The sequence below is a fragment of the Janibacter alkaliphilus genome (assembly GCF_013408565.1).
GTDB classification, from domain to species: domain Bacteria; phylum Actinomycetota; class Actinomycetes; order Actinomycetales; family Dermatophilaceae; genus Janibacter; species Janibacter alkaliphilus.
Genome location: NZ_JACBZX010000001.1, coordinates 386536 through 410053 on the forward strand (window position 1 = coordinate 386536; position 23518 = coordinate 410053).

Sequence of the window (23518 nt, forward strand, 5' to 3'; positions counted from 1 at the left end):
CACGTGGCCGCCGGCTCAGCCGAGCGCGCGCCGCAGACGGGCCGGGTCCACCCGCCAGTAGTCGTGCTGACGACCGTCGACGAAGGTCACCGGGACCTGCTCGGTGTAGCGGCGCTGCAGCTCGGGGTCGCTGTCGACGTCGACCTCGGCGAGGTCTCCCCCGACCTCGGCGAGCACCTGCTGGATGACCGCGCGGGCCTCGTCGCAGAGGTGGCAGCCGTCCCGGCCGAGCAGCACCACGCGCGCGTCCGGCAGGCTCGGCCCGGGCCCGCCGGGCATCAGAAGAAGACCGAGCGCCGGGTGACCAGCACCGAGTACAGCGTCTGCTGGATGGTCTCGCGGACCTGATCGGTGAGGTCGAAGACGAGCATCGGGTCGTCCGCGGCTGCCGGGCCCAGCGAGGCGGTGTCGATCGGCGGCCCGAACTCGATGATCCACCGGCTGGGCAGCGGGATCAGGCCGAGCGGCCCGAGCAGCGGGAAGGTCGGCGTGATCGGCGCGTAGGGGGCGCCGATCAGCCGCGCGACCGTCTTCATGTTGCCGATCATCGGGTAGATCTCCTCGGCCCCGACGACCGAGCACGGGATGATCGGCACCTCGCTGCGGATAGCGGCCGAGACGAACCCGCCGCGGCCGAAGCGCTGCAGCTTGTACCGCTCGCGGAAGGGCTTGCCGACCCCCTTGAAGCCCTCGGGCCACACCCCGACGAGCTCGCCGGAGCGCATCAGCCGCTCGGCGTCGGGGTTGGTCGCCAGGGTGGCGCCGGTCTTGCGGGCGAAGTCGCCGACGAAGGGCATCTGGAAGACGAGGTCCGCGCCGAGCATCCGCAGGAAGCGGCTGCGAGGGTGGGAGTCGTGGATCGCCAGCTGGGTGATCACCGAGTCCATGGCGACGGTCCCGGAGTGGTTGGAGACCACCAGCGCGCCACCGTCGTCGGGGATGTTCTCGATCCCGCGCACCTCGACCCGGAACCACTTGTCCTTCAGCAGCCGCAGCACCGGGAAGGCGGTGTGCGTGGTGAAGTCCTCGTCGAAGCCGAAGTCGTCGACCCGGTAGTCGCCGGTGACCCGCCGGCGCAGGAACTCCAGGGTCTCGGCGAAGCGGCGCTCCCAGTCCTCGCCGGCGGCCGCGCCGGCCGCCTGACCCAGCGTGCGCGAGGCCAGCTGCCCGCTGGAGAGCAGGATCGAGAGCAGTTCGGCGACGCCGGGCGCCACCGTCTGACCGGAGTCCGGGGTGCGGCGCCCGGCATCCCCGTCGGCCGCCGCGCTCGCCGCAGGAGCGCTCGGCACGGCCGTCGGGCCGGTGCGCGCGGCGCTCGGGCGGCGACGCGGGCGGGAGGCTCCGGTGACCTGGGCGGTGGGCGGGGTGCAGTCGGGGTCGGGCACCACCCGCAGCGCCGGCTTGGTGGGCCGACCGGCGCGGCCCTCCTTCGTGCTCTTGGCGGCCTTCGTGCTCTTCGCCGGCGCGCCCCTGGTCGCCTTCGCGCCCTTGGTCGTCCTCGTGCTCTTGCTCGTGGTGGGCCGGGTGCTCGTGGCCGTGGTGCCGCTCCGGCTCGACTCCGCGGTCCCGGTCTCGACCGCGGCGACGGCCTCGGCGGACGGGCCGGTCAGCAGCGGGGTGCTGCGGCGCCGGGCCCGCTCGCCGCCGGCCCGGTCGGCGGCGGCGGCGACGCTGCCCGAGGTCTTCTTCGCCGGCCGCGCGGGGCTGGTCCTCGTGGTCTTGCTCGCCGCGGCCTTCGTGGTCGCCGTCTTGCGCGCACCGGCCTTCGTGGTCGCGGACCTCTTCGCCGTCGTCTTCTTCGCCGTGCTCTTCGCGGCGCCCTTCGTCGCGCTCGTCGAGGCGGTGGTCTTCTTCGTCGTGCCGGCCATCACTTCTCGCTCTCGTCGTTCGCGCCGACCAGTCGCATCGCCGACTCGGTGGCGTGCACGGCCGCCCAGCCCGGGCGCCCGAGCGGGAGCCGGTCCAGCACCCGGCCGGAGGTGGAGCGGGCGAAGTCCTCGAAGGCCGCCCGGGAGGAGTACACCGGCTCGAAGCCCATCTCGTCGTGCATCCGGGTGGTGTCCAGGCCGCGGCCGAAGGTCAGCATGTCGATCTGGTCGGCGCCGATGTCGACCAGCCCGAGCCGCTTGGCGACCCCGGCGATGGCGCCGGTGGACATGCGTGGCACCAGGGCGTAGGGGCGCCCGGAGATGTTGGCCGCCTGGCTGGCGGTGATGATCCCGTCGCCGACCACGTTCACCGCGCCCACCCCGGGGTTGCTGACCGCGTGCGCCATCGCGGCGACGCAGTCGTCCTCGTGGACGAACTGCAGCCGGGCGTCGAAGCCCATCGGGATCGGGATGACCGGCAGGCTGAAGTGCTCGGTCATGGCGGTGCGCACCCGCGGCCCGATGACGTTGGCGAAGCGCAGGGTGGTGATCTCGACGTCCGGGCGGCGCCGGGCGAAGCCGCGCACGTAGCCCTCGACCTCGACCGAGTCGCGGGCCCAGCCGGCCGGGGGCAGCCGCTTGGCGGACATGTCCTCGGTGAACATCGCGGGGTCGCGCGGGCTGGACCCGTACACCCCGGCGGTCGACTTCACGACGAGCTTGCGCACGCTCGGCGCCTTCTGGCACGCGGCGAGCAGCTGCATCGTGCCGATGACGTTGATCTCCTTCTGGGTGGCCCGTCCGCCACCGGCCCGCGGGGTGGCGATGACCCCTGCGTGCACCACGGTGTCGACCTCGTTGTCCCCGATGATCCGCCCGATCAGCGGGCTGCGGATGTCGGCCCGGACGAAGTCGGCGCGGCCGATCCCGTGCCGCGGCGGCACCACGTCCACCCCGATGATCCGGGAGACCGACTCGTCGTTGGACAGGCGGCGGGCGAAGGCGCCACCGAGGTGACGGGACACCCCGGCGATGAGCACGGTTCCAGGCACCGGCGGGTCCTCACTCGTCGTGGCTGCTGACGGACCCGTGAAGCCTAACCGGCCTCGGCCACCGGTGGTGCGGCACCGGCCACATCGCGGACCGGTGACCAGCAGCCCCCTTCACGGGCAGCGCCCCGCAGGCACGACGAAGGGGACGACCTGATGTCGTCCCCTTCGTCCTCGCACCGGCCGGTGGCCGGTCAGCGCGTCACTTCTTGTTGCGGCGCTGGTGGCGCGTCTTGCGGAGCAGCTTGCGGTGCTTCTTCTTCGCCATCCGCTTGCGGCGCTTCTTGATGACAGAGCCCATGGGTGGTCCTCACGGTCGTGGTTGCGACGGGTTGCTCGCGCTGGGACGGCAGGTGCCGCCGCTCACGAGCGAGTCGGTGCGGCAGTCTACGCGACCGGCGGGCTGGCCCCGACCGCGGTGCGACGGGGCCGGAGCAGCCTGGTGCTCAGGCCGTCTCGACGTAGCTGTCCTTGAGGTAGGCGTCCACCGCGTCCTTGGGCACGCGGAAGCTGCGCCCGACGCGGACCGCCGGCAGGTCGCCGTTGTGCACCATCCGGTACACCGTCATCTTGGACACGCGCATGATCGAGGCGACCTCGGCCACGGTGAGGAACCGGACCTCGGCGAGACGCTCGTTCGACATGGTCACCTCAGAACTCGTGCACGCTCGCAGCGCCGGCTCTCCCGGCGCGGACTGGCGAACCCGTGCAGGGGCAACCATAGGGGCAGTTGTGACGACTGTGAAGCGGACGTGACCACTTCGTGGCTGCACGTCCAGCCGACACGCCGTGCCTGCCCCGAGAATCCGGGGAGAACGGTCAGTCGTCGGAGACGGCTCAGTCGAACCAGACGTCCAGGCCCCAGGCGGGGAAGACCGCCTCACGGGTAGCCATGACGGCCCGGTCCACCTCGCTGTGCGGGTTGTAGCCCATCGACCACGGCTGCACCCAGATGGGCAGCTCCGACGGCTCGAGGTCGCCCATCGTCTCCGGCGGGGTGCGCTCCAGCGTGCTCTGCACGTGCTCGCGCCAGGCGGCGGGCAGCTCGGTGCGGTTGGCGACCGGCTGGTGCGAGGCGATCGCGGTCAGGTGGGTCCAGGCCCGGGGCACGACGTTGACCAGGTCGTAGCCGCCGCCGCCGGTGGCGACCCAGCGCCCGTCGCACACCTCGTGGGCCAGGCGGTGCAGCAGCACCGCCGCGTGCCGCTGGGCGTCGACGGTCAGCCCCATGTGCGCCAGCGGGTCGTCGCGGTGGGTGTCGCAGCCGTGCTGGGTGACCAGCACGTCCGGGGCGAAGGCGTGCACCAGCGGCGAGGCGATCGAGGAGATCGCCCGCAGCCAGTAGCTGTCGACGACCCCTGGCGGCAGCGCCACGTTGACCGCGGTCCCCTCGGCACCCGGCCCGCCGGTGTCGGCCGGCCAGCCGGTCCCGGGGAAGAGGGTGCGGCCGCTCTCGTGCACCGAGATCGTCATCACCCGCGGGTCGTCGTAGAAGATCTCCTGGACGCCGTCGCCGTGGTGGACGTCGACGTCGACGTAGGCCACCCGTTCGGCGCCGTTGTCCAGCAGCCACCGGATGCCGGCCGCGATGTCGTTGTAGACGCAGAAGCCGCTGGCCCGGTCGCGCATCGCGTGGTGCATCCCGCCGGTGAAGTTCACCGCGTGCTCGGCCTCGCCCTGCCAGACCCGCCGGGCGGCCTCGACGGTGCCGGCGACCAGCCGCGCGCTGGCCTCGTGCATCCCGGCGAAGGCGGGGACGTCCTCGGTCCCGCAGCCGTTGCTCCCGTCGGCCAGGTGGGGCTGCTCCGAGACCGACCGCACGGAGGCGATGTAGTCGCGGTCGTGCACCGTGGCCAGCAGCTCGTCGTCGGCCTCGCCCGGCTCGACAACCTCGACGTGGTCGAAGACGCCGAGGTCCCGGCACAGCCGCGCGGTCAGGGCGATCCGCAGGGGCGCCATCGGATGTCCCAGCCCGAAGTCGTAGTGGACGAGATCGTCCCCCCAGATCGCGCACGCCTGTGTGGCCATGAGATGAACGCTACCCCGACTAGGCTCTGCCCAGGTCATCAACCCCGTACCACCAACTCCGTGCCTGAGGGAGGCAAGACCTTGTCCCGCATGCGCCTGCACAACGAGGACGTCCTCGTGATCGGGCTGGGCCGCTTCGGCGGCGCCGTCGCGACCGAGCTGCACCGGCTCGGCAACCGGGTCACCGCGGTCGAGCTCGACCCCGAGCTGGCCGAGTCCTACCTGGGCCGGGTCGGTCGGATCGTCCAGGGCGACGCGACCACCGTGCAGTTCATGGAGGAGATCCGGCCCAGCGCCTTCTCTGGGTGCGTGCTGGCTATCGGCTCCTCGGTGGAGGCCTCGGTGCTGGCCGCGGTGAACCTCATCGACGCCGACGCCAAGAAGGTGTGGGCCAAGGCGGTCAGCCCCGAGCACGCCCGCATCCTCAACCGGATCGGGGTGCACCACATCCTCTCCCCCGAGATCGAGTCGGGGAAGCGGCTGGCCCACCTCGTCGGCGGCAAGCTCATGGACTACATCGAGTTCGACGACGACTTCGCCATCGTCAAGATGGCCCCGCCGAAGGAGGCGATCGGCTTCACCCTCGACCAGTCGCAGATCCGCAGCAAGTACGGGGTGACCATCGTCGGGGTGAAGTCACCGGGTCAGGACTTCACCTACGCCCGCCCCGAGACCAAGGTGCACGCCGGCGACCTCATCATCGTCAGCGGCCCGACCTCGCTCATCGAGCGGATGGCCGCCCGCCCCTGAGGACCCGCAGCCCCCCTGCGCAACTGCCCGGGCAATTCACGGACTCCCTGCGCAACTGCCCGGGCAATTCACGGACTCCCTGCGCAACTGCCCGGGCAAATCACCTCTCCCGCGCAACTGCCCGGGCAAATCACCTCTCCCGCGCAGCTGCCCGGGCAAATCACGGCCCCCCTGCGCAACTGCCCGGGCAAATCACAGCCCTCCCGCGCAGCTGCCCGGGCAAATCACGGCCCCCCTGCGCAACTACCCGGGCAAATCACCACTCCCGCGCAACTGCCCGGGCAGATTCGTGGGCCGGGGGCCTGGAGCCGCTGGGCTCAGCGGCGGTCCTCACCGAGCGCCAGGACCATCGCGATCTCCTGCTCGGCCTCCGGGTCGTCCTTCTTCGTGCGCATCGGCCGCCGGTCGTCGGTGGGCCGGAAGCCGAAGCTGCTGGCGAAGGCGACGCCGCGGGCGTTCTCGGTGCCCACCCAGTAGTAGAGGTGGCGCACGCCTCGTTCCAGCGCGACCTCCGAGCCGCGGCGGACGAGGCTGGCGGCGACGGAGCGGCCGCGCCACTGCGGAGCCACCCAGAGCCCGAAGAGCTGGCCCGCGTCCTCGGCGTCCTCGTCGGCGGTATCACCGATGCTCACCACGCCGACCGGGCGGTCCTCGTCGGCCACCTCGGCGATCAGCCGGGCGCTGCGGGCCATCCGGGCGCGCCAGAAGTCCTCGCCCTCGTCGGCCTCATCGGTGTGGTCGGCGACGAAGGCGTCGGGCGACTCCTGGAGGGCTTCCAGGCGCACGGACCGGTAGGTCTGCCACTCGTCCTCACCCAGTGCTCGCACGCTGATGTCGCTCATGCCGCCCTACTCTGTCACGACCGCGGGGTCCCCGACGTGATGGGTCACGCAGTGTTCACCTGGTCACGTCGCGGGCCATCTGGCCGCACCCGGGCACGTCACCGCGATCCCCGGTGACGACGAAGCCGTGCCGCTGGTAGAGCCGCTGCGCGGCCGGGTTGTCGTCCATGACGTGCAGCGTCACCCGGGACGCGCCGGCGCGGGCGGCCTCCTCGAGGCAGGCGGTGACCAGCTCGTCGGCCACCCCGCTGCCGCGGGCGTGGCCGGCGACCCACATGCCGACGATCTCGGGGTCGTGCCCCGGCAGCCGGCGCAGCGTGGCCACGCCCAGGGGCAGCCCGTCGTCGAGGGCGAGGAAGGCCGGGGTGGCGGTGCGCCCGCGCCAGATGTCCTCGTCGAAGCCGATCTCGCGCAGGAAGGACGATCCGTAGGCCGCCGGGCTGTCCATGAGCATGGCCAGACGGGTCGCCCGCAGCAGCGCCCAGTCGTCCGCGACGACCCGGCGGACCGTGCGGCTCACGGTCGGCCGGTCCCGCCGCTGGCCCGGTCGGTGCAGGCGCGCACCGCCTCGGCCATGGTGTGCCGCAGCCCGTGCCGCTCCAGTGCGGCCAGCGCGGCGGCCGTCGACCCGCCGGGCGAGGTCACCTGGGCGCGCAGCTCGCCGGGCTCGGCGCCGGTCTCGCGCAGCAGCGCGCCGGCCCCGACGACGGCCTGGACCGCCAGCTCGCGGGCGGTGGCCCGGGGCAGCCCTTCGGCCACCCCGGCGTCGACCATCGCCTCGACGACGAGGAAGAGGTAGGCGGGGGCGGAGCCGGAGAGCGCCGTGGCGGCCGGCTGCTGCGCCTCGGGCAGCACCATCGTCCGACCGGTGGCCGCGAGCAGGTCCCGCACGGTGGCCAGCCGCTCGTCGGTGACCCGGTCGTCGGGGCTGAGCACGGTCATCCCTTCGCCCACCCGGGCCGGGGTGCTGGGCATCGCCCGCACGGCGGCGACCTGCTCCGGCAGCCCGGCGCGCAGGTCGTCCAGGGTGATGCCGAGGGCGGCGCTGACGACGACCGAGCCAGGACGAAGGTGCGGGGACAGGCTGGCCAGCAGATCGGCGACCCCGTAGGGCTTGACGGTGACCACGTGCACGTCGGCCTCGGCCGCCGCTTCGGCCGCCTCGACCGCGCGGACGTGCGGGCGGGCGTCCAGCTCTGCCGCCTGCTCGGCGCGGCGCACCACCGCCAGCACCTCGTGGCCGCGCGCCACCAGCCCGTCGAGGATGGCTCCGCCCATCGAGCCGACCCCGTAGATCGCCGTCGTCATCGTGCTCCTCCTGCCTCCGTGCGTCCGCTCTCGGCAGCCTAGGCGAGAGAGCCCGGGCGACCCACGTCTCGCGCCCGGTGGAGGTGATAGGAGCGGGTGGAGGTGATGCCACGCGCCCTGACGCGTCCAGATACCTCCACCCAATCAACGCGCCCGATCCGGTGGAGGTGAAGCCACGCGGCCGAGCGCGTGCAGATACCTCCACCCCGTCGAAGGGGGATCGGCGGAGACGAGCCGACCGGCTCAGTCGCCGAGCAGCACCTCGGCGAGCCGCCGGGCGGTGGCCGGCCGTTCGACGAGGTCGCGCAGGTAGGCGAACCAGTCCTCGCCGTAGGGCACCAGCACCCGCACCCGGTGACCGGCATCGGCGGTGCGCACCTGCAGGTCGCGCTGCGCACCGAGGTACATCTGGTACTCCACCCCGCGCGGCCCACGCCCGGACTGCTCGCAGAGGGCGTCGGTGAGGTCGAGCAGGGTGGGGTCGTGGGTGGCCACGACGACGTCGGCGTCGCCGGCCAGCAGGATCGCCAGCCCACGGACGAAGGCGAGGTCGGCCTCGTGTCGGTCCGCCCAGCTCACCGACCGCTGCTCGCGCGGCCCGCCCCGGACCAGCCGCACCCGGGCGCCGATCTGCACCAGCCGGGCGCAGTCCGCCTCGCTGCGGTGGCGGCGGGCGACGACCGAGACGGTCAGGGCGGGGTGCTGCTCGCGGACCGTGGCGGCCAGGTCCAGCAGCGCGTCGGTGGCGCCGACCTCCGGGGTGCGCAGGGTGAGCGTGACCCCCGACCCCTCGGCGACGTCCGCGAGCTCGGCGAGGGCTCCGGCGGCCAGCGCCGGGTCCTGCCCCACCCCCAGCTGCTCCGGGCCGACGTAGACCTCGCCGTCGATGCCGGCGTCGGCGAGCGCCCGCGCGGCCTCGGCGTAGCGCCGCACCGCCCTCGCCACGGTGTCCTGCGCCGGCCCGGGCACCTCCTCGACCGGCGGCAGCAGCGGGTGCAGCGCGGCGGAGCGGCGGGTGCGGGTCAGCCGGCCCGCCGTGGTCAGCGCCTCCTCCAGGTCCCGGTCGACGAAGCGCTCCCGGGCGGCCCGCAGCGGACGTGAGGCGGCGACGCGGTCTCGCCGCGACTCGTCGGCGAGCGCAGACACCGCGCCCGCCCGCCAGGCGTCGAAGCCGAGCCGCTGGCCCACGTCGGGGACCGCCGGCAGCGACGGCAGCCGGCGGGGGCTCACCCCTTCCTCCCGGGGAAGGGTGGGCCGTCCACCCGGGTGGAGCCGCGACGCGAGGGCACGTGCAGCCGGTAGGCGCTGGGCACCACCCGCCAGGTGCGCTCGGTGACCGGGTCGCTCAGCTCGCCGTCGGCGTTGATGCCGAACTCGTTGCGCAGCCCGCGGACGGTGACCTCCCGGGCCTGGGCGTGCACCACGTCGTCGAGGCGGGTGTGCTCGCCCCGGCTGAGGTGCAGGGCGTAGCGCAGCCGCCGCAGCGGCGCCACGGCGAAGGAGACGATGACCTCGACCTTGCCGTCGTCGGGCTCCGCCTCCGGCGCCAGCCGGGTGCCGCCGCCGACGCTGGTGCCGACCGCGACGACCACCTGCAGCACGCGGCGTCGTCCGTCGGCGAGCGGGATGTCGTCGGCGATCACCTCGAGGTAGCGGCCGCGCTGGCCGATCCCGGCGGAGATACCGCCGATGACGTAGCCGACGGGGCCCAGGCGGATCCGGCCGAGGGCCTCCTTCCACGGGGCGGCGATCCGGGCGGCCTCCTCGCCGACCCCGATGTGCACGACGTTGACCGCGATCTCGGCGCGCTCGTCCTCGATGACGTCGATCTCCTCCAGCGGCCCGTCGAGGACGATCCGGGCGGCCGCGGCCGGGTCGGGCGGGATGTTCACCGCGCGGGCGAAGTCGTTGCCGGTGCCCAGCGGGATCAGCCCGACCACCGGTGGCGGGGCACCGTCCTGGCCGGTCTGGTGGATGGCCTGCGCCAGGGCGTGCATCGAGCCGTCGCCGCCGACGACCACCAGCTCGGCGTCGTCGGCCCGGCCCGAGACCACCTCGACCAGCTCGTCGAGCGAGCCGGTCATGGCCACCTCCACCTCGGCGCCGGTGCGCAGCACCTCCACGGCGCGGTCCATGGAGGCCTGGTCGGTGGTGCCGGCCAGCGCGTTGCCGATCACGAGGAGTCGTCGGGTCACGAGGCACAGCCTAGAGAGGCGGTCGGCGGGTCGTAGCCCCTCCCGCTGCTGGGCCGCCGAGGCCGGCACGGGCCGGGCCGGATTCAGGGGGTGCGTCGGCGCAGCGTCAGCGAGCCCACGGCGAGGGAGAGGACGACCCAGGCGAGCATGACGAGGACCGGGGTGGTCAGGTCGCCCCACGGCTCGGCCTGCCCGGCCACGGCCGCCGCGGCGTCCACCGCGTAGGACAGCGGCAGCACGTCCGAGAGCAGCTCGAGCGGGCGCGGCATCGACTCCCGCGGCACGAGCAGCCCGCACAGCAGCGCCTGCGGCAGCACCAGCGCCGGCATGAGCTGGACCGCCTGGAACTCGGTGGCGGCGAAGGCGCTGGCCAGCAGCCCCAGCGCGGTGCCCAGCACCGCGGTGAGCACGACGAGCCCGATCAGCACCCAGAGCGGTCCGGCGACGTCCAGACCGCAGACCACGACGGCGAAGGTGGTGGCCACGATGCCTTGCAGCAGCGCCATGAGGCCGAAGGCCAGGGCGTAGCCGGTGAGCAGGTCCGCCTTCGCCAGCGGGGTGGTCAGCAGCCGCTCGAGGGTGCCCGAGGTGCGCTCGCGCAGGGTGGTGACGGAGGTGACGACGAACATCAGGACGAAGGGGAAGAGCCCCAGCAGCAGCGGACCGACCCGGTCGAACATCGCGGTGCCGTCGTAGATCCAGGCGAGCAGGCCGACGAGCACGCAGGGGACGACGAGGATCAGGGCGACGGTGCGGTGGTCGGCGCGCAGCTGGGTCAGCACGCGGGCTGCGGTGGCCAGGGTGCGGCGCAGACTCATGACGCCACCTCCCCCGTGGCGTCGCACCCCGACGCGGCCTCGACCAGCGCGAGGAAGGCGCCCTCGGCGTCCTCGGCGCCGGTGGCGGCGAGCAGCCCCGCCGGGGTGTCGTCGGCCAGCAGCTCGCCCTCGCGCAGCAGCAGCAGCCGGTCGCAGCGGGTGGCCTCGTCCATGACGTGGCTGGAGACCAGCAGGGTCGTGCCACCGGCGGCCAGGTCGGCGAAGAGGTCCCACAGGTCGCGGCGCAGCACCGGGTCCAGCCCGACAGTGGGCTCATCCAGCAGCAGCACCTCCGGCCGGCCGACGAGCGCGGCGGCCAGCGAGGCCCGGGAGCGCTGGCCGCCGGAGAGGCGCCCGACGAGGGCGTCGGCGTGGCTGGCGAGATCGACCTGCGCGATCGCGTCACGGGCGGCGGCGGCGGGGTCCGGCGCCCCGAGGAGCGTGGCGAGGTAGCGGACGTTGGCGGTGACGGTCAGGTCGGGGTAGACGCTCGGCGACTGGGTGACGTAGGCGAGCCGGGTGCGCAGCGCGGGGCTGCCGGCCGGGAGACCGAGGACGCGGAACTCCCCCTTCGCCACCCGCTGCACCCCGGCGATCGCCCGGATCACCGTGGACTTGCCCCCGCCGCTGGGACCGAGCAGCCCGACCACCTGCCCACGAGGGACGGTGAGGCTGAGGTCCGGCAGCACGGTCCTCCCGCCGCGTACCACCCTCAGCCCGTCCACCTCGACCGCGCATTTCTCCATACGAGGAAATATACTCCCGTCACCGCCCCACCCGCCACCCCTTTATCGGGTAACCCGATAAAGGCTCCGATGAGGGACAAGGCTTCTCGGGTGAGCGAGAGGTTCTCGACACCGACGGCCCGACAGGACGGACGAAGGGGGCCAGGAAGGCCGGACGCACAGCGGGCCGCCGCCCGGACGAAGGAGAGGCCGAGCCAGGCTCGAGCAGCGAGGTCAGGGCACCCGCTGGCCCAGGTGCTCCCGGGCGAAGTCGAGGCACTCGCGCAGGTCGTCGTCCCGGTCCTCGGCCGCCAGCCGCCGGGTCCCGACCTCCAGCACCACCGAGCCGCCGAAACCGCTGGCGCCCAGGTGGGCCAGCACCTCCGCGCACGGCTGGCTGCCCCGCCCCGGCACGAGGTGCTCGTCCCGGACCGTCGCCCCGGACCCGTCGGCCAGGTGGATGTGCGCCAGCCGGTCGCCGAGGTCGCGCACCATCTGCATCGCGTCCGAGCCGGCGGTGGCGGTGTGCGACAGGTCCAGCGTGACGTGGTCGTAGGGCTGCGGCACCGGGTCCCAGTGCGGCAGGTAGGCCTGCACCTGCCGACCGCGCGCGGCCCACGGGAACATGTTCTCCACCGCCAGCGTGACCCCCGAGTCGTGCTCGCGGGTGGCCACCCCGTCGACGAAGGTGCGGGCGTAGTCCCGCTGCCAGCGGAAGGGCGGGTGCAGCACCGCGGTCGACGCTCCCACCTCCTGCGCCAGCTCGATCGAGCGGTCCACCTTGGTCCACGGGTCGCTCCCCCAGACCCGCGCGGTCAGCAGCAGCGTGGGCGCGTGGATCGAGACGATCCGCACCCCGTGGTGCTCGGCCAGCGCCCGCAGCGCCCCGGCCTGCTGGGAGATCGGATCGGTCCAGACCATCACCTCGACCCCGTCGTAGCCGAGCCGGGCCGCGGTCTCGAAGGTGGCGGCCGCCCCCTGCGGGTACATCGACGCCGAGGACAGCGCGACGGGCACCGCGGGTGATCCGGTCATGCGCCCGAGGCTACGCCGCCGGACTGGGCGGACAGTGCCCGGGCGGACTCCTCCATCGTGTCCAGGTAGCGCAGGATGACCCCTTCGCGCAGCGCCCACGGACAGATCTCCAGCTCGCTCACCCCGAGCAGGTCCATCGCCGCCTCGGCGACGATGGCGCCGGCCAGGACCTGGTGCGCCCGCGACTCCGAGACACCGGGCAGGCCGGTCCGCCGGCTGCTCGGCATCGGGGTCAGCCGGGCGATGACGTCGCCGAGGTCCGCGGCCTGCAGCCGACGGGCGACGAAGGGGCCCTCCGAGCTGGGCGCGGCGCCGGTGAGCCGGGCCAGCGAGCGCATGGTCTTGGAGGTGCCGACGGCGAAGTCGGGTCTCCCCTGCTTGCTGAAGGGCCGCATCTCCCGGGCGAGCACGGCCCGGACCCGGCGGCGGGCGTCCTTGACCTGCTCCGGGCTGGGCGGGTCGTCCTGCAGCAGCTCGCGCGTGACCCGGCCGGCGCCGAGCATCGTCGAGGCGGCCACGTCCGGCTCCTCGTCGGTGCCGATGGACAGCTCCAGCGAGCCGCCGCCGATGTCGATGACCAGCAGCCGACCGGCCGACCAGCCGGTCCAGCGGCGGGCCGCGAGGAAGGTGAGCCGGGCCTCGTCCTCGCCGCTGAGCACCCTCAGGTCGACGCCGGTGCCGGCGCGCACGCCGGCGAGCACCTCCTCGCCGTTGGGGGCCTCGCGCAGCGCGCTGGTGGCGAAGGGCAGCAGGTCCTCGGCGCCCTGCTCCTCGGCGATCTCCAGGCACTCCCCGACGAAGCGGGTCAGGTCGGCGGCACCGGCGGCGTCCACCCGCCCCTCGTCGTCGACGTGCTCGCTGAGCCGCAGCAGCATCTTGTGCGAGGTGGCCGGCAGCGGCGGCCCGCCGGGGTGGGCGTCGACCACGAGCAGGTGGACGGTGTTCGAGCCGACGTCGATGACCCCGAGGCGCATGGGGCCCACCGTAGACCTGGCCCGTCGGCGGACCACCCACGGGCCGCAGGGCGCGCCTGCAGCACCTAGGGTGTCCCTGATGACCACACCCCCGGTGAACCCCGACCACCCCGGGGAGACGGCGCTGGAGACCCCGCGCACCTGGGTGGAGTTCGACGACCCGGCCGAGGAGGGGCAGCGGTTCCGCTGCGACCTGACCTGGCTGACCAGCTACTGGACGTGCATCTTCGGGCAGGGCTGCCAGGGCATCGACGCCGAGCACCCGGACAACGGCTGCTGCACCCTGGGTGCCCACTTCTCCGACAAGGACGACCTGCGCCGGGTGCACCAGGTCGCCAAGACCCTCGGCGAGGACGAGTGGCAGCTGCACCCGGGCAGCACCAAGCGGTCGGCCTGGACCGAGCAGGAGGACGGGGCCACCAAGACGAAGGTGGTCGACGGCGGCTGCATCTTCCTCAACCGTCCGGGCTTCCCGGCCGGGGCCGGGTGCGCGCTGCACCAGCACGCCATGCTCACCGGGGTGCCGCCGCACACCCTGAAGCCGGACGTGTGCTGGCAGCTGCCGATCCGCCGCACCTACCGCACCGTGGAGCTGACCGACGAGAGCAGCTACCTCGAGGTGAGCATCGGCGAGTACGACCGGCGCGGCTGGGGGCCCGGCGGGCACGACCTGGACTGGTACTGCTCGGGCAACCCGGACGCGCACGTCGCCGCCGACCCGGTCTACGTCACCGAGCGCGACGGCCTGGTCGAGCTCATGGGCCAGGCCGGCTACGACGAGCTGGCCCGGCGCTGCGCAGCGCACCTGGCGCTGGTCGGGGCGGCCACGCCCCCTTCGTCACGTCGTCGCTCACGCCACCCCGTGCCGGACGGCCGCTCGCTGCTGCCGCTGCTGGTGCACCCGGCCAGCCTGCACCGCTACCAGCGCTGAGCACCGGCGGTCAGTCCTCGGGCTCTCGGCCCTGGCAGAAGGCGCGCCAGGCGAGAGTGATGAGCGCGAAGGCGATCCCGAAGATGATCCCCGCGACGATCGACTCGGTCCAGCTCTCGTCGGCGGCCCCGGTCCAGCCGAGGAGCGCCGCGAGCCGGCGCACGACGACGAAGGCGACCGCGGTGGCGGCGCCCTGCCCCAGGACGTCGCGGAAGGACGTTGGCATGCCTCCACCGTGCCACGCGCTGTCGGCGGACGCGCGTAGGTTGTGACGTCATGGCCTCCCCGAAGACACCCGGCTACCGGTGCACCGAGTGCGGCTGGACGACGGTGAAGTGGGTCGGCCGCTGCACCGAGTGCCAGTCCTGGGGCACCGTCGAGGAGATCGGTGGCGCCACCACCCGCACCGCCGCGGCGGCCAGCCTGAGCCGTCCGGCCCGCCCGATCCGCGAGGTGGACGCCGAGCAGGCGGCGCACCGCTCCACCGGTGTGGGCGAGTTCGACCGGGTGCTCGGCGGCGGGCTGGTGCCCGGGTCGGTGGTGCTCGTCGCCGGGGAGCCCGGGATCGGCAAGTCCACCCTGCTGCTCGATGTGGCCGCCCGGGTCGGCGCCCAGGGCGACACCCTCTACGTCTCCGGGGAGGAGTCGGCCGCCCAGGTGCGGGCCCGGGCCGAGCGGATCGGTGCCGTCAGCGACCACCTCTACCTGGCGGCGGAGACCGACCTGGCCACCGTGCTCGCCCAGATCGACCAGGTGCGTCCGCGGCTGCTCGTGCTCGACTCGGTGCAGACCATCGCCTCGGCCCAGATCGACGGCGCCGCCGGCAACGTCGCCCAGGTCCGGGAGGTGGCCGGCTCGATCATCCAGCGGGCGAAGTCCACCGGCACCGCGGTGCTGCTCGTCGGGCACGTCACCAAGGACGGCTCGATCGCCGGGCCGAGGGTGCTGGAGCACCTGGTGGACGTGGTCGTGCAGTTCGACGGGGACCGGCACTCCCGGCTGCGGCTGGTCCGCGCGGTGAAGAACCGGTACGGGCCCACCGACGAGGTCGGCTGCTTCGACCTCGCCGACGGCGGGATCACCGGGCTGCCCGACCCCAGCGGCCTCTTCCTCTCCAGCCGGCACATCAGCGTGCCCGGCACCTGCGCCACCGTGACCCTCGAGGGCCGACGCCCGCTGGTCACCGAGATCCAGGCGCTGGTCACCAAGAGCCAGATCCCCACCCCGCGCCGCGCCAGCGTCGGCCTGGACAGCAGCCGGGTCTCGATGATCATCGCGGTCCTGGACAAGCGGGCGGGCGCCCCCGTGGGCGGCGCGGACACCTACGTCTCGACCGTCGGCGGGGTGCGGATCAGCGAGCCGTCCAGCGACCTCGCCGTGGCCGTGGCCCTGGCCAGCGCGATCACCGACCTGGCGGTGCCGCACGACCTGCTGGCGCTCGGCGAGATCGGCCTCTCCGGCGAGGTCCGGCCCGCCGTCGGGGTGGCCCGGCGGCTCACCGAGGCGGCCCGGCTGGGCTTCCGCACCGCGCTGGTGCCGAAGGGAGCGCTGGCCGACGCCTCGCCCCCGGCGGGCATGCAGGTGGTCGAGGTGGTCGACGTCGGCGCCGCCCTGCAGGAGGTGACCCGACGCCAGCCCCGGACGACACCGAGCACGATCACAGCCAGCGCCTAGACTCCCGCTCGTGGCAGACACCGAGGACGAGCTCTTCCGGGCGACCCTGGCCGCGGTCGCGCCCGGGACCGAGCTGCGCGACGGCCTGGAGCGCATCCTGCGCGGCAAGACCGGCGCCCTGGTGGTCCTCGGCTACGACGCCCTGGTGGACTCGATCAGCGGCGGCGGCTTCGACCTGGACGTGGAGTTCTCGGCGACCCGGCTGCGGGAGCTGGCGAAGATGGACGGCGCGGTGGTCGTCGACGCCGCGGTGAGCAAGATCGTCAAGGCAGCCGTGCAGCTCATGCCGGACCCGAGCATCCCCACCGAGGAGAGCGGCACCCGCCACCGCACCGCGCAGCGGGTGGCCCGCCAGACCGGCCTGCCGGTGGTCTCGGTGAGCCAGTCGATGCAGATCATCGCCCTCTACGTCGACGGCGAGCGGCACGTGCTGCGCACCACCCCCGAGCTGGTCTCGCAGGCCAACCAGGCGCTGCAGACCCTGGAGCGCTACAAGGCCCGGCTGGACGAGGTCGCCGGGACCCTCTCCGCGCTGGAGATCGAGGACCTGGTCACGGTGCGCGACATCGCCTCGGTGATGCAGCGCCTGGAGATGGTCCGCCGGATCCGTGAGGAGGTGGCCGGCTACGTCCTCGAGCTGGGCACCGACGGCCGGCTGCTCACCCTGCAGCTGGAGGAGCTGGCCGCGGGGCTGGACGACGACCTCGCCTTCGTCATCCGGGACTACCTGCCCGGCGACGTCCCGGCCAGCCAGGTGCAGGAGCGGCTGACCCGGCTGGACGCCGGCGAGCTGCTCGACCTCGGCGCGGTCGCCAAGACGATGGGCTTCCCGATCGTCGGCGAGTCCATGGACGCCTCGGTCTCGCCGCGCGGGCTGCGGCTGCTGGCGAAGGTGCCGCGGCTGCCGGGGGCGATCGTCGAGCGCCTGGTGGTGCACTTCGGCTCGCTGCAGGGGCTGCTCGCTGCCGGCGTGGACGACCTGATGAAGGTGGACGGCGTCGGCGAGGGACGGGCCCGGCTGGTCCGTGAGGGGCTCTCCCGGCTGGCCGAGTCGTCGATCCTCGAGCGCTACGTGTGAGCCCTGGCCCAAGCCCGGCGGTGCTGCACGAGCGGGTGCTGACCTGGTGGGACGAGCACGCCCGCCCGCTGCCCTGGCGCGAGCCCGGCTGCAGCGCCTGGGGTGTCTTCGTCTCCGAGGTGATGTCGCAGCAGACCCCGATCGCCCGGGTGCTGCCGGCGTGGCAGGCCTGGACCGAGCGCTGGCCGACCCCGGCGGACCTGGCCGCCGACTCCCCCGGCGAGGCGGTGCGGATGTGGCAGCGGCTGGGCTACCCGCGGCGCGCCCGACGGCTGTGGGAGGCCGCCGCGCAGATGGTGGAGCGGCACGACGGGCAGGTGCCACGCACCCACGAGGAGCTGCTGGCGCTGCCGGGCGTGGGCGCCTACACCGCGGCCGCGGTCGCCTCCTTCGCCTTCGGCGACCCGCAGGTGGTCATCGACACGAACGTGCGCCGGGTGCTGGTGCGGGCCCGGGAGGGGCGTGCCCAGGCGGCTCCCTCGCTCACCACCGCGGAGAGCGCGCTGGCCGCGGACTCGATGCCCCGCGAGGTGGACGACGCCAACACGTGGAACGCGGCGGTCATGGAGCTGGGGGCGCTGGTCTGCACCGCGCGGTCGCCGGGCTGCGACCGGTGCCCGCTGCTGGACGTGTGCGCCTGGCAGCGCGCCGGCTGCCCGCCCTACGAGGGCCCGGTGCGGCGGGCGCAGGCCTGGCACGGCACCGACCGGCAGGCGCGCGGTGCGCTGCTGGCGGTGCTGCGCGAGAGCGCCGGCCCGGTGGCCGGGTCCGCGCTCGAGGACGCCTGGTCGGACGCGGCCCAGCGCGGCCGGGCGCTGCGCGGCCTGGTCGAGGACGGCCTGGTCGAGCCGGTCGACGGCGGCTACGCCCTCCCGGCCTGACCACCCTTCGCCCCTCCCGCCGGCCATCCCGTTCCGCAACTGCCCGGGCAGTTGCGAAGGAGGCGGCGAAACTGCCCGGGCAGTTGCGCAGAAAGTGGCATTTGCCCGGGCAGTTGCGCAGTGGGGTGGCAATTGCCCGGGCAGTTGCGCAGGGGGGTGGCAATTGCCCGGGCAGTTGCGCAGGGGGAGTCGGGGGTGGTGGGTCAGAGCTGGCGGAGCATGCGGGTGTTGCCCAGGGTGTTCGGCTTGACCCACTCCAGGTCGAGGAACTCGGCGACGCCCTCGTCGTAGGAGCGCAGCAGCTCCTGGTAGACGTCCTGGTCGACCGCCTGGCCGTCGATCGCCTCGAAGCCGTGCCGCACGAAGAAGTCGATCTCGAAGGTCAGGCAGAAGAGCCGGCGCACGCCGTAGGTGCGCGCGTCGGTGATGAGGTAGTCCATGAGGTGGCCGCCGACCCCCTTCCCCAGGTGGTCGCGGCTGACCGCCAGCGTGCGGATCTCGGCGACGTCCTGCCACAGCACGTGCACCGCGCCGCAGCCGACGACCTCGCCGTCGATCTCGGCCACCCGGAACTCCGGTACCGCCTCGTAGTAGGTGACCGCGTGCTTGTCCAGCAGCACCCGTTCCTCCGCCAGCGGACGCACCAGCTCGCGGATCGCCTTGACGTCGTGGGTGGTCGCCCGCCGCACGATGACGTCGCGGGAGGGCCGGTGTCGGGCCAGCACGACGTGGTCGTCGCGGTGGTGCTTGCCGGCGCCGCCGGAGAACTGCCGGGGCCGGCTCTCGTCGAGCAGCACGTCCCAGGAGGGGCTGAGCCCCTGGCGCACGTCCTGCGGGCGCAGCAGGGTGTCCGGGTCGAAGCCGTGCGACAGCGCCCGCTCCCGGTCGACGTCGGCGTGGTGGACCACCAGCAGCGCCCCGCCGGGGGCGACCAGGGCCCGCAGCCGGTCCATCGGTGCGGCCTCCAGCCGCAGCGCCGGGTAGCTGACCGTCACCAGGTCGAAGGAGCCAGGCTCCAGGGTGAGCTCCTCGAGGGTGGCGTTGACCCAGTCGACCTCGACGCCGGCGGCCTGCGCCGAGGCGGTGGCTCGCTCCAGCGCGACCGCCGAGGGATCCACGCCCACCGTCTGCCAGCCGTGCTCGGCCAGCCACACCGCGTCGGCGCCCTCGCCGCAGCCGATGTCGACGGCGCGGCCGGGCTCCATGTCGCTGACCAGGGCGACGACCGCCCAGTTGGGTCGCCCGCTCCACATCTGCTCACCGCCGTACCGGGAGTCCCAGGTGCCGTGGACGTCGTCAGGGTCGTGGGGATCGCTCACCGGGCCATCATCTCGCACCGTGGGCGCACGACGACGCCACCCGGGCCGCAGGGGGACGGTCCGGGTGGCGTCGAGATGAGCCGTGCTCGGTCAGCGGACCGGGTCAGCGGACCTTGTAGCGCGGCTGGCTCTGCACGTTCAGCTCGTCCATGACGACCTTGTCGACCTTCTTCGTCGACCGATCCTTCAGCCGCAGCACGTCGAAGCCGCGACGGATGTCCGAGCTGTAGATGTGCCCGTTGTAGTAGTAGGTCGACCAGGTGCCGCCGATGCCGACGCCCTCCGGCAGCGCACCTCGCTCGAAGTAGGCGATCTCGCGCGGCTTCTTCGAGTTGGTGAAGTCCCAGACGCTCACCCCTCCCTGGTACCAGGACTGGACCATGAGGTCCCGCCCGGCGACCGGGATGATCGAGCCGTTGTGGGCGACGCAGTTCTCGGTGCTGCCCTGGTGCCGGTCGATCTTGTAGTACGAGCGGAAGCTGAGCGCGCCGTTGCGGGAGAGGTCGTAGATCGCGTTGGCGCCGCGCTTCTCGCCCACCTCGGCGTTGCAGGTGGCGGCGCTGCCGCCGCCGAGCTCGTCGGTGAAGACGACCTTCGTCGCGTCGGCGTTGAAGGTGGCCGAGTGCCAGAAGGCGAAGTTCTCGGTGTCCTGGACCCGCTCGATCACCCGGGGTCGCTCCGGGTCGTCGATGTCCATGATGATCCCGTCGCCCATGCAGGCGCCGGCGGCCAGGCCCTTGTGCGGCAGGGCGGTGATGTCGTGGCAGCCGGTGGTCGCCGAGCGGTCGGCGATCTCGGTGGGGCCGGGCGCCCCGGGGTAGCCGCCGTCGGGGAAGAGGTTCGGGGTGTCGATCACCTTCGCCCGGGTCGGGTTGCTCTTGGGGACCTTGACGATCGAGATGAGGTCGTGCGGGGTCTGGCAGTCCGGGTAGGTGTCCCGCGGCGAGTAGCTGGAGACGTAGATGTAGTCGTTGCCCGCCTTCTTGCCCGACCCCGGCACCAGGGTGTTGGTGTGCGAGCCGCAGGCGGTCTCGACCGCGGTGACGTACTGCGGGTTGCGGGCGTCGGAGATGTCGAAGACCTTGATGCCCTCCCAGCTCTCCTTGACCGTCGCCGACTGGCTCGTCGAGGAGCAGGAGTCGTCGCTGCGGCTGGAGTCGGTGGAGAGGTAGAGCAGGTCCCCGGAGACGGTGACGTCGTTCTGCGACCCCGGGCAGCTCACCTGGACGATGGTCCGGGGCTTCTTCGGGTTGCGGATGTCGATGATTGAGAAGCCGTCGTAGTTGCCGACGAAGGCCTTGTCGTCCTGGAAGGCGATGTCCGTGCCCAGGCCCGTGGCCAGGACCCCGGTGGGGTCGAGGTTGGCCAGGTGCTTGAGGTTGCTGCTGCGGCCGATCTCGTCCGTCCCGAGGTCGGTGCCGGAGACCCCGATCCGGTCGTTCGGTCCCTCGGCCACGGCGGTCTGGGCACCCGCCCCGACCGCCAGCATCGCCGCGGCGATGATCCCGATGCTCTTGGCTGCGCGCATCAGCGGCTCTCCTGACTCCTCCGGCCCCCGGTCGGAGGCGATCACCCCAGGGTGTCTCAGGTCACGCACAGCGAGGCCTCCGACGACGTTCAAGGTTTCGTCAAGGAATCGTCAAGAGCCGACGAGGGCGAAGCGGGTGTGGTCTCGGAGGGGCCGGTGGCGGCTAGATTCGGGCCGATGAGGACGAGCCGATGAGGACGACGCAGCGCGGCGCCGCCCTGCTCGCCGCGCTCTGCCTGCCGCTGGTGGCCGGCTGCTCGGGCGAGCCGGAGGGAGGCAGCAGCCCGACCGCGACCAGCCCGCAGGACGCCCCGGTGCTGCAGCCGGGCCGGCCCGGCGAGAGCAACACCTCGCTGACCGGGACCGATGCGGTGGCCACCTCCTCGGACAGCCACAACGCCGCGGACGTCACCTTCCTGACGGACATGATCGTCCACCACGCCCAGGCGGTCGTCATGGGCGACCTCGTCGAGGGACGCCTGACCGACGACTCGGTCGAGGACATCGCCTCGCGGATCACCGACGAGCAGCGCCCGGAGATGGACGGCATGGCGAGCTCGCTCAAGGCCTGGGGCGAGGAGCCTCCGCCGCAGGCCAGCAACCCCACCTTCGGCATGCGCGACCACCACGCTTCGGGGCATGCCGACATGCCCGGGATGGCCACCGAGGAGGAGCTCACCGAGCTCGCCGAGGCCGACGGCGCCGAGGTCGACCGGCTCTACCTGGAGCTGATGATCGCGCACCACGAGGGCGCGGTCGAGATGTGCGACGACGTGCGCGAGCAGGGTCGCGACGAGCGCACCAGCGAGCTGGCCGACGACATCACGGTCACCCAGCAGAAGCAGGTCGACCAGATGAAGGGCATGCTCGCCGCCCTCTGAGGCCGCCCCCCCTCCTCCGCCGCCCCTGTCGTCGGACGGCGCTCCTTTATCAACCATCTGGTTGACATAGGAGCGAGGACGGGTCTACCTTCGTATTAAACCGATTGGTTGATGACGAAGGAGGGATCGATGGCCACGGACGACCTGTCCCGGGTCTTCGCCGCCCTGGCCGACCCCACCCGGCGCGACATCGTCGCCCGGCTGAGCATCGGGGACGCCACGGTCGGGGACCTGGCCGCGCCGTACGAGATGAGCCTGCAGGCGGTGAGCAAGCACCTCAAGGTCCTGCAGGACGCCGGACTGGTGACCCGCAGCCGCGAGGCGCAGCGCCGACCGGTGCATCTCGTGGCCGAGCGCCTGGGACAGCTGACCGCCTGGGTGCACGAGCACCAGCGCCGCGCCGAGGAGCCGATGTCCCGGCTCGACGCCCTCCTGGCCGAGGACAGCACCACCAGCACCACCATCACCGAAGGAGCAGGATCATGAGCGAGCAGACCACCCGCCTCACCACCGCGCGCATCGAGGCCGACCCGGAGGTGCCGGCCATCCGGATCACCCGGGACTTCCGGGCCACCCCGGCGCAGCTCTTCCGCGCGCACACCGACCCGGAGCTCTACGCCCGCTGGGTCGGCCCGCACGAGCTGGGCACCCGGATCGAGCACTGGGAGGCGACCCGCGGCGGCAGCTGGCGCTTCGTGAACACCCGAACCGGCGAGCAGGGCACCGAGGAGTACGCCTTCTACGGCAGCTTCCACGACGTGCGCCCGGACCGGATCGTGCAGACCTTCACCTTCGAGGGGATGCCCGACAGCGTGTCCCTGGAGACGCTGACCTTCGAGGACCTCGGCGACGGCTGGACCCGGCTGCACGCCCAGAGCCTCGTCGACTCCTTCGAGGCGCGCGAGGGGATGCTCGCCTCCGGGATGGAGGTCGGCATCCAGGAGGGGTACGAGTCGCTGGACGCGCTGGTCGCCGAGGGGCTGGCCACCGAGGGCTCGGCCGCGGCAGGATCGTCGGCATGAGCACCGAGACTCCCCTGGCCGCGCTCGACGCCGCCGATCGCCACCGCGAGATCGCCGCCCGCTTCTCGGCGGTGGTGGCCGCGGTCACCGACTGGGACGCGCCCGCACCGGTCGCCGGCTGGTCGGCCCGCGACGTCGTGGGGCACCTCGCGGAGTGGTTCCCGATGATGCTCTCCGGTGGTGCGGAGGTGACCCTGGCGCCGCTGCCGAGCGTCGCCGAGGACCCCGCGGCCACCTGGGACGCCCTGGACGCCCAGGTCCAGGACATCCTCGACGACCCGGCCACCGCCGCCCTCAGCCACACCGGCGAGCACACCGGGACGATGCCGGTGGCCGACGTCGTCGACCGCTTCTACACCCCGGACGTCTTCATGCACACCTGGGACCTGGCCCGGGCCGGCGGACGACCGGACCGACTGGACCCCGACTACGCCGCCGAGCTGCACCAGGGGCTGTCCTCGATGGAGGAGATGATCCGCGCCTCGGGTCAGTTCGGCGAGCAGCAGCCGGAGCCGGCGGACGCCGACGCCACCGACCGGCTGATCGCCTTCATCGGTCGCGACCCGCGCTGGGCCCCGCCGGCGGGCTGACCGGGTCGAACACCTCGCGAGC

The 23518-nt window shown here is 73.3% G+C and carries 27 protein-coding genes and 1 pseudogene; 9 read left to right on the forward strand and 19 right to left on the reverse strand.

Features of this window, described 5'->3' with window-relative positions:
- Positions 1–15: 15 nt before the first annotated feature.
- From BJY28_RS01810 to BJY28_RS01835, 6 genes are all read right to left on the reverse strand, one after another.
- On the reverse strand, positions 16–279 hold the full coding sequence (locus BJY28_RS01810) for a glutaredoxin family protein (protein WP_179461487.1): 264 nt from the start codon (positions 277–279) through the stop codon (positions 16–18).
- Complete coding sequence (locus tag BJY28_RS01815) at positions 279–1868, reverse strand: 1-acyl-sn-glycerol-3-phosphate acyltransferase (RefSeq protein ID WP_179461488.1); 1590 nt, start codon at positions 1866–1868, stop codon at positions 279–281. The genes BJY28_RS01810 and BJY28_RS01815 overlap by 1 nt, the downstream gene beginning before the upstream one ends.
- Positions 1868–2920, reverse strand: a complete 1053-nt coding sequence (locus tag BJY28_RS01820; RefSeq protein ID WP_179461489.1) for an NAD-dependent epimerase/dehydratase family protein — start codon at positions 2918–2920, stop codon at positions 1868–1870. The genes BJY28_RS01815 and BJY28_RS01820 overlap by 1 nt, the downstream gene beginning before the upstream one ends.
- A 199-nt stretch (positions 2921–3119) precedes the next feature.
- Positions 3120–3218: a 30S ribosomal protein bS22 gene (locus tag BJY28_RS01825; RefSeq protein WP_003792170.1), complete on the reverse strand. Its 99-nt coding sequence runs from the start codon at positions 3216–3218 to the stop codon at positions 3120–3122.
- 145 nt (positions 3219–3363) lie between these two features.
- Positions 3364–3561 (reverse strand): helix-turn-helix domain-containing protein, encoded by a 198-nt coding sequence (locus tag BJY28_RS01830; protein ID WP_179463880.1) that lies wholly within the window; start codon positions 3559–3561, stop codon positions 3364–3366.
- A 193-nt stretch (positions 3562–3754) separates the two neighbouring features.
- Positions 3755–4945 carry an acetoin utilization protein AcuC gene (locus BJY28_RS01835; protein ID WP_179461490.1) on the reverse strand — a complete coding sequence of 397 codons (1191 nt, stop codon included), beginning with the start codon at positions 4943–4945 and terminating at the stop codon, positions 3755–3757.
- A 90-nt stretch (positions 4946–5035) separates the two neighbouring features.
- Here BJY28_RS01835 and BJY28_RS01840 point away from each other — a divergent pair, with 90 nt between their 5' ends.
- Positions 5036–5695: a potassium channel family protein gene (locus BJY28_RS01840; RefSeq protein ID WP_179461491.1), complete on the forward strand. Its 660-nt coding sequence runs from the start codon at positions 5036–5038 to the stop codon at positions 5693–5695.
- 317 nt (positions 5696–6012) lie between these two features.
- On the opposite strand, the gene BJY28_RS01845 is transcribed toward BJY28_RS01840, so the two are convergent.
- The 9 genes from BJY28_RS01845 to BJY28_RS01885 form a co-directional block, all read right to left on the reverse strand.
- Positions 6013–6537: a GNAT family N-acetyltransferase gene (locus BJY28_RS01845; RefSeq protein ID WP_179461492.1), complete on the reverse strand. Its 525-nt coding sequence runs from the start codon at positions 6535–6537 to the stop codon at positions 6013–6015.
- 55 nt (positions 6538–6592) lie between these two features.
- Positions 6593–7057 carry a GNAT family N-acetyltransferase gene (locus BJY28_RS01850; protein WP_179461493.1) on the reverse strand — a complete coding sequence of 155 codons (465 nt, stop codon included), beginning with the start codon at positions 7055–7057 and terminating at the stop codon, positions 6593–6595.
- On the reverse strand, positions 7054–7845 hold the full coding sequence (gene proC / locus BJY28_RS01855) for a pyrroline-5-carboxylate reductase (RefSeq protein ID WP_179461494.1): 792 nt from the start codon (positions 7843–7845) through the stop codon (positions 7054–7056). The genes BJY28_RS01850 and proC overlap by 4 nt, the downstream gene beginning before the upstream one ends.
- 243 nt (positions 7846–8088) lie before the next feature.
- Entirely contained in the window at positions 8089–9075 is a 987-nt protein-coding gene (locus BJY28_RS01860; RefSeq protein WP_179461495.1) for a proline dehydrogenase family protein, read from the reverse strand.
- On the reverse strand, positions 9072–10040 hold the full coding sequence (locus BJY28_RS01865; RefSeq protein WP_179461496.1) for a diacylglycerol kinase family protein: 969 nt from the start codon (positions 10038–10040) through the stop codon (positions 9072–9074). The genes BJY28_RS01860 and BJY28_RS01865 overlap by 4 nt, the downstream gene beginning before the upstream one ends.
- Before the next feature lie 83 nt (positions 10041–10123).
- On the reverse strand, positions 10124–10858 hold the full coding sequence (locus BJY28_RS01870; protein ID WP_179461497.1) for an ABC transporter permease: 735 nt from the start codon (positions 10856–10858) through the stop codon (positions 10124–10126).
- Entirely contained in the window at positions 10855–11604 is a 750-nt protein-coding gene (locus BJY28_RS01875; RefSeq protein ID WP_179461498.1) for an ABC transporter ATP-binding protein, read from the reverse strand. The genes BJY28_RS01870 and BJY28_RS01875 overlap by 4 nt, the downstream gene beginning before the upstream one ends.
- Positions 11605–11817: 213 nt before the next feature.
- Entirely contained in the window at positions 11818–12618 is an 801-nt protein-coding gene (locus BJY28_RS01880) for a sugar phosphate isomerase/epimerase family protein (RefSeq protein ID WP_179461499.1), read from the reverse strand.
- Positions 12615–13592, reverse strand: a complete 978-nt coding sequence (locus tag BJY28_RS01885; protein ID WP_179461500.1) for a Ppx/GppA family phosphatase — start codon at positions 13590–13592, stop codon at positions 12615–12617. The genes BJY28_RS01880 and BJY28_RS01885 overlap by 4 nt, the downstream gene beginning before the upstream one ends.
- Before the next feature lie 79 nt (positions 13593–13671).
- On the opposite strand from BJY28_RS01885, the gene BJY28_RS01890 reads away from it, so the two are divergent.
- The gene (locus BJY28_RS01890; RefSeq protein ID WP_179461501.1) at positions 13672–14523 is read left to right on the forward strand and encodes a DUF3109 family protein; all 852 of its coding nucleotides are present in this window, start codon (positions 13672–13674) and stop codon (positions 14521–14523) included.
- 10 nt (positions 14524–14533) lie between these two features.
- On the opposite strand, the gene BJY28_RS01895 is transcribed toward BJY28_RS01890, so the two are convergent.
- Positions 14534–14749, reverse strand: coding sequence for a hypothetical protein (locus BJY28_RS01895; RefSeq protein ID WP_179461502.1), 216 nt, complete (start codon positions 14747–14749; stop codon positions 14534–14536).
- Positions 14750–14799: 50 nt separating this feature from the next.
- On the opposite strand from BJY28_RS01895, the gene radA reads away from it, so the two are divergent.
- The 3 genes from radA to BJY28_RS01910 are packed head-to-tail and all read left to right on the forward strand — an operon-like array spanning position 14800 to position 18156.
- A complete protein-coding gene (gene radA, locus BJY28_RS01900) occupies positions 14800–16197 on the forward strand; it encodes a DNA repair protein RadA (protein ID WP_179461503.1) in 1398 nt (465 codons plus the stop codon).
- A 10-nt stretch (positions 16198–16207) separates the two neighbouring features.
- A complete protein-coding gene (gene disA, locus BJY28_RS01905; RefSeq protein WP_179461504.1) occupies positions 16208–17275 on the forward strand; it encodes a DNA integrity scanning diadenylate cyclase DisA in 1068 nt (355 codons plus the stop codon).
- Positions 17272–18156, forward strand: a complete 885-nt coding sequence (locus BJY28_RS01910; protein ID WP_343036911.1) for an HhH-GPD family protein — start codon at positions 17272–17274, stop codon at positions 18154–18156. Before disA ends, BJY28_RS01910 begins: the two co-directional genes overlap by 4 nt.
- 203 nt (positions 18157–18359) lie before the next feature.
- Here the strand turns inward: BJY28_RS01910 and BJY28_RS01915 are convergent, their stop codons facing one another.
- The 3 genes and pseudogenes from BJY28_RS01915 to BJY28_RS01925 all read right to left on the reverse strand — a co-directional run bounded on the left by BJY28_RS01915 (position 18360) and on the right by BJY28_RS01925 (position 21003).
- On the reverse strand, positions 18360–18878 hold the full coding sequence (locus BJY28_RS01915; RefSeq protein WP_179463882.1) for an amino-acid N-acetyltransferase: 519 nt from the start codon (positions 18876–18878) through the stop codon (positions 18360–18362).
- A gap of 147 nt (positions 18879–19025) precedes the next feature.
- Positions 19026–19409, reverse strand: a pseudogene (locus BJY28_RS15975) (class I SAM-dependent methyltransferase); the annotation flags it as partial.
- Between the two features lie 169 nt (positions 19410–19578).
- Positions 19579–21003, reverse strand: a complete 1425-nt coding sequence (locus BJY28_RS01925; protein ID WP_179461505.1) for an LVIVD repeat-containing protein — start codon at positions 21001–21003, stop codon at positions 19579–19581.
- A gap of 191 nt (positions 21004–21194) precedes the next feature.
- Between BJY28_RS01925 and BJY28_RS01930 the strand changes: the two genes are divergently transcribed.
- The 4 genes from BJY28_RS01930 to BJY28_RS01945 all read left to right on the forward strand — a co-directional run bounded on the left by BJY28_RS01930 (position 21195) and on the right by BJY28_RS01945 (position 23496).
- Positions 21195–21884, forward strand: coding sequence for a DUF305 domain-containing protein (locus BJY28_RS01930; RefSeq protein ID WP_179461506.1), 690 nt, complete (start codon positions 21195–21197; stop codon positions 21882–21884).
- Between the two features lie 129 nt (positions 21885–22013).
- Positions 22014–22370: an ArsR/SmtB family transcription factor gene (locus BJY28_RS01935; RefSeq protein WP_179461507.1), complete on the forward strand. Its 357-nt coding sequence runs from the start codon at positions 22014–22016 to the stop codon at positions 22368–22370.
- Positions 22367–22906 carry an SRPBCC family protein gene (locus BJY28_RS01940; protein WP_179461508.1) on the forward strand — a complete coding sequence of 180 codons (540 nt, stop codon included), beginning with the start codon at positions 22367–22369 and terminating at the stop codon, positions 22904–22906. Before BJY28_RS01935 ends, BJY28_RS01940 begins: the two co-directional genes overlap by 4 nt.
- A complete protein-coding gene (locus tag BJY28_RS01945; RefSeq protein WP_179461509.1) occupies positions 22903–23496 on the forward strand; it encodes a TIGR03086 family metal-binding protein in 594 nt (197 codons plus the stop codon). The genes BJY28_RS01940 and BJY28_RS01945 overlap by 4 nt, the downstream gene beginning before the upstream one ends.
- Positions 23497–23518: the final 22 nt, after the last annotated feature.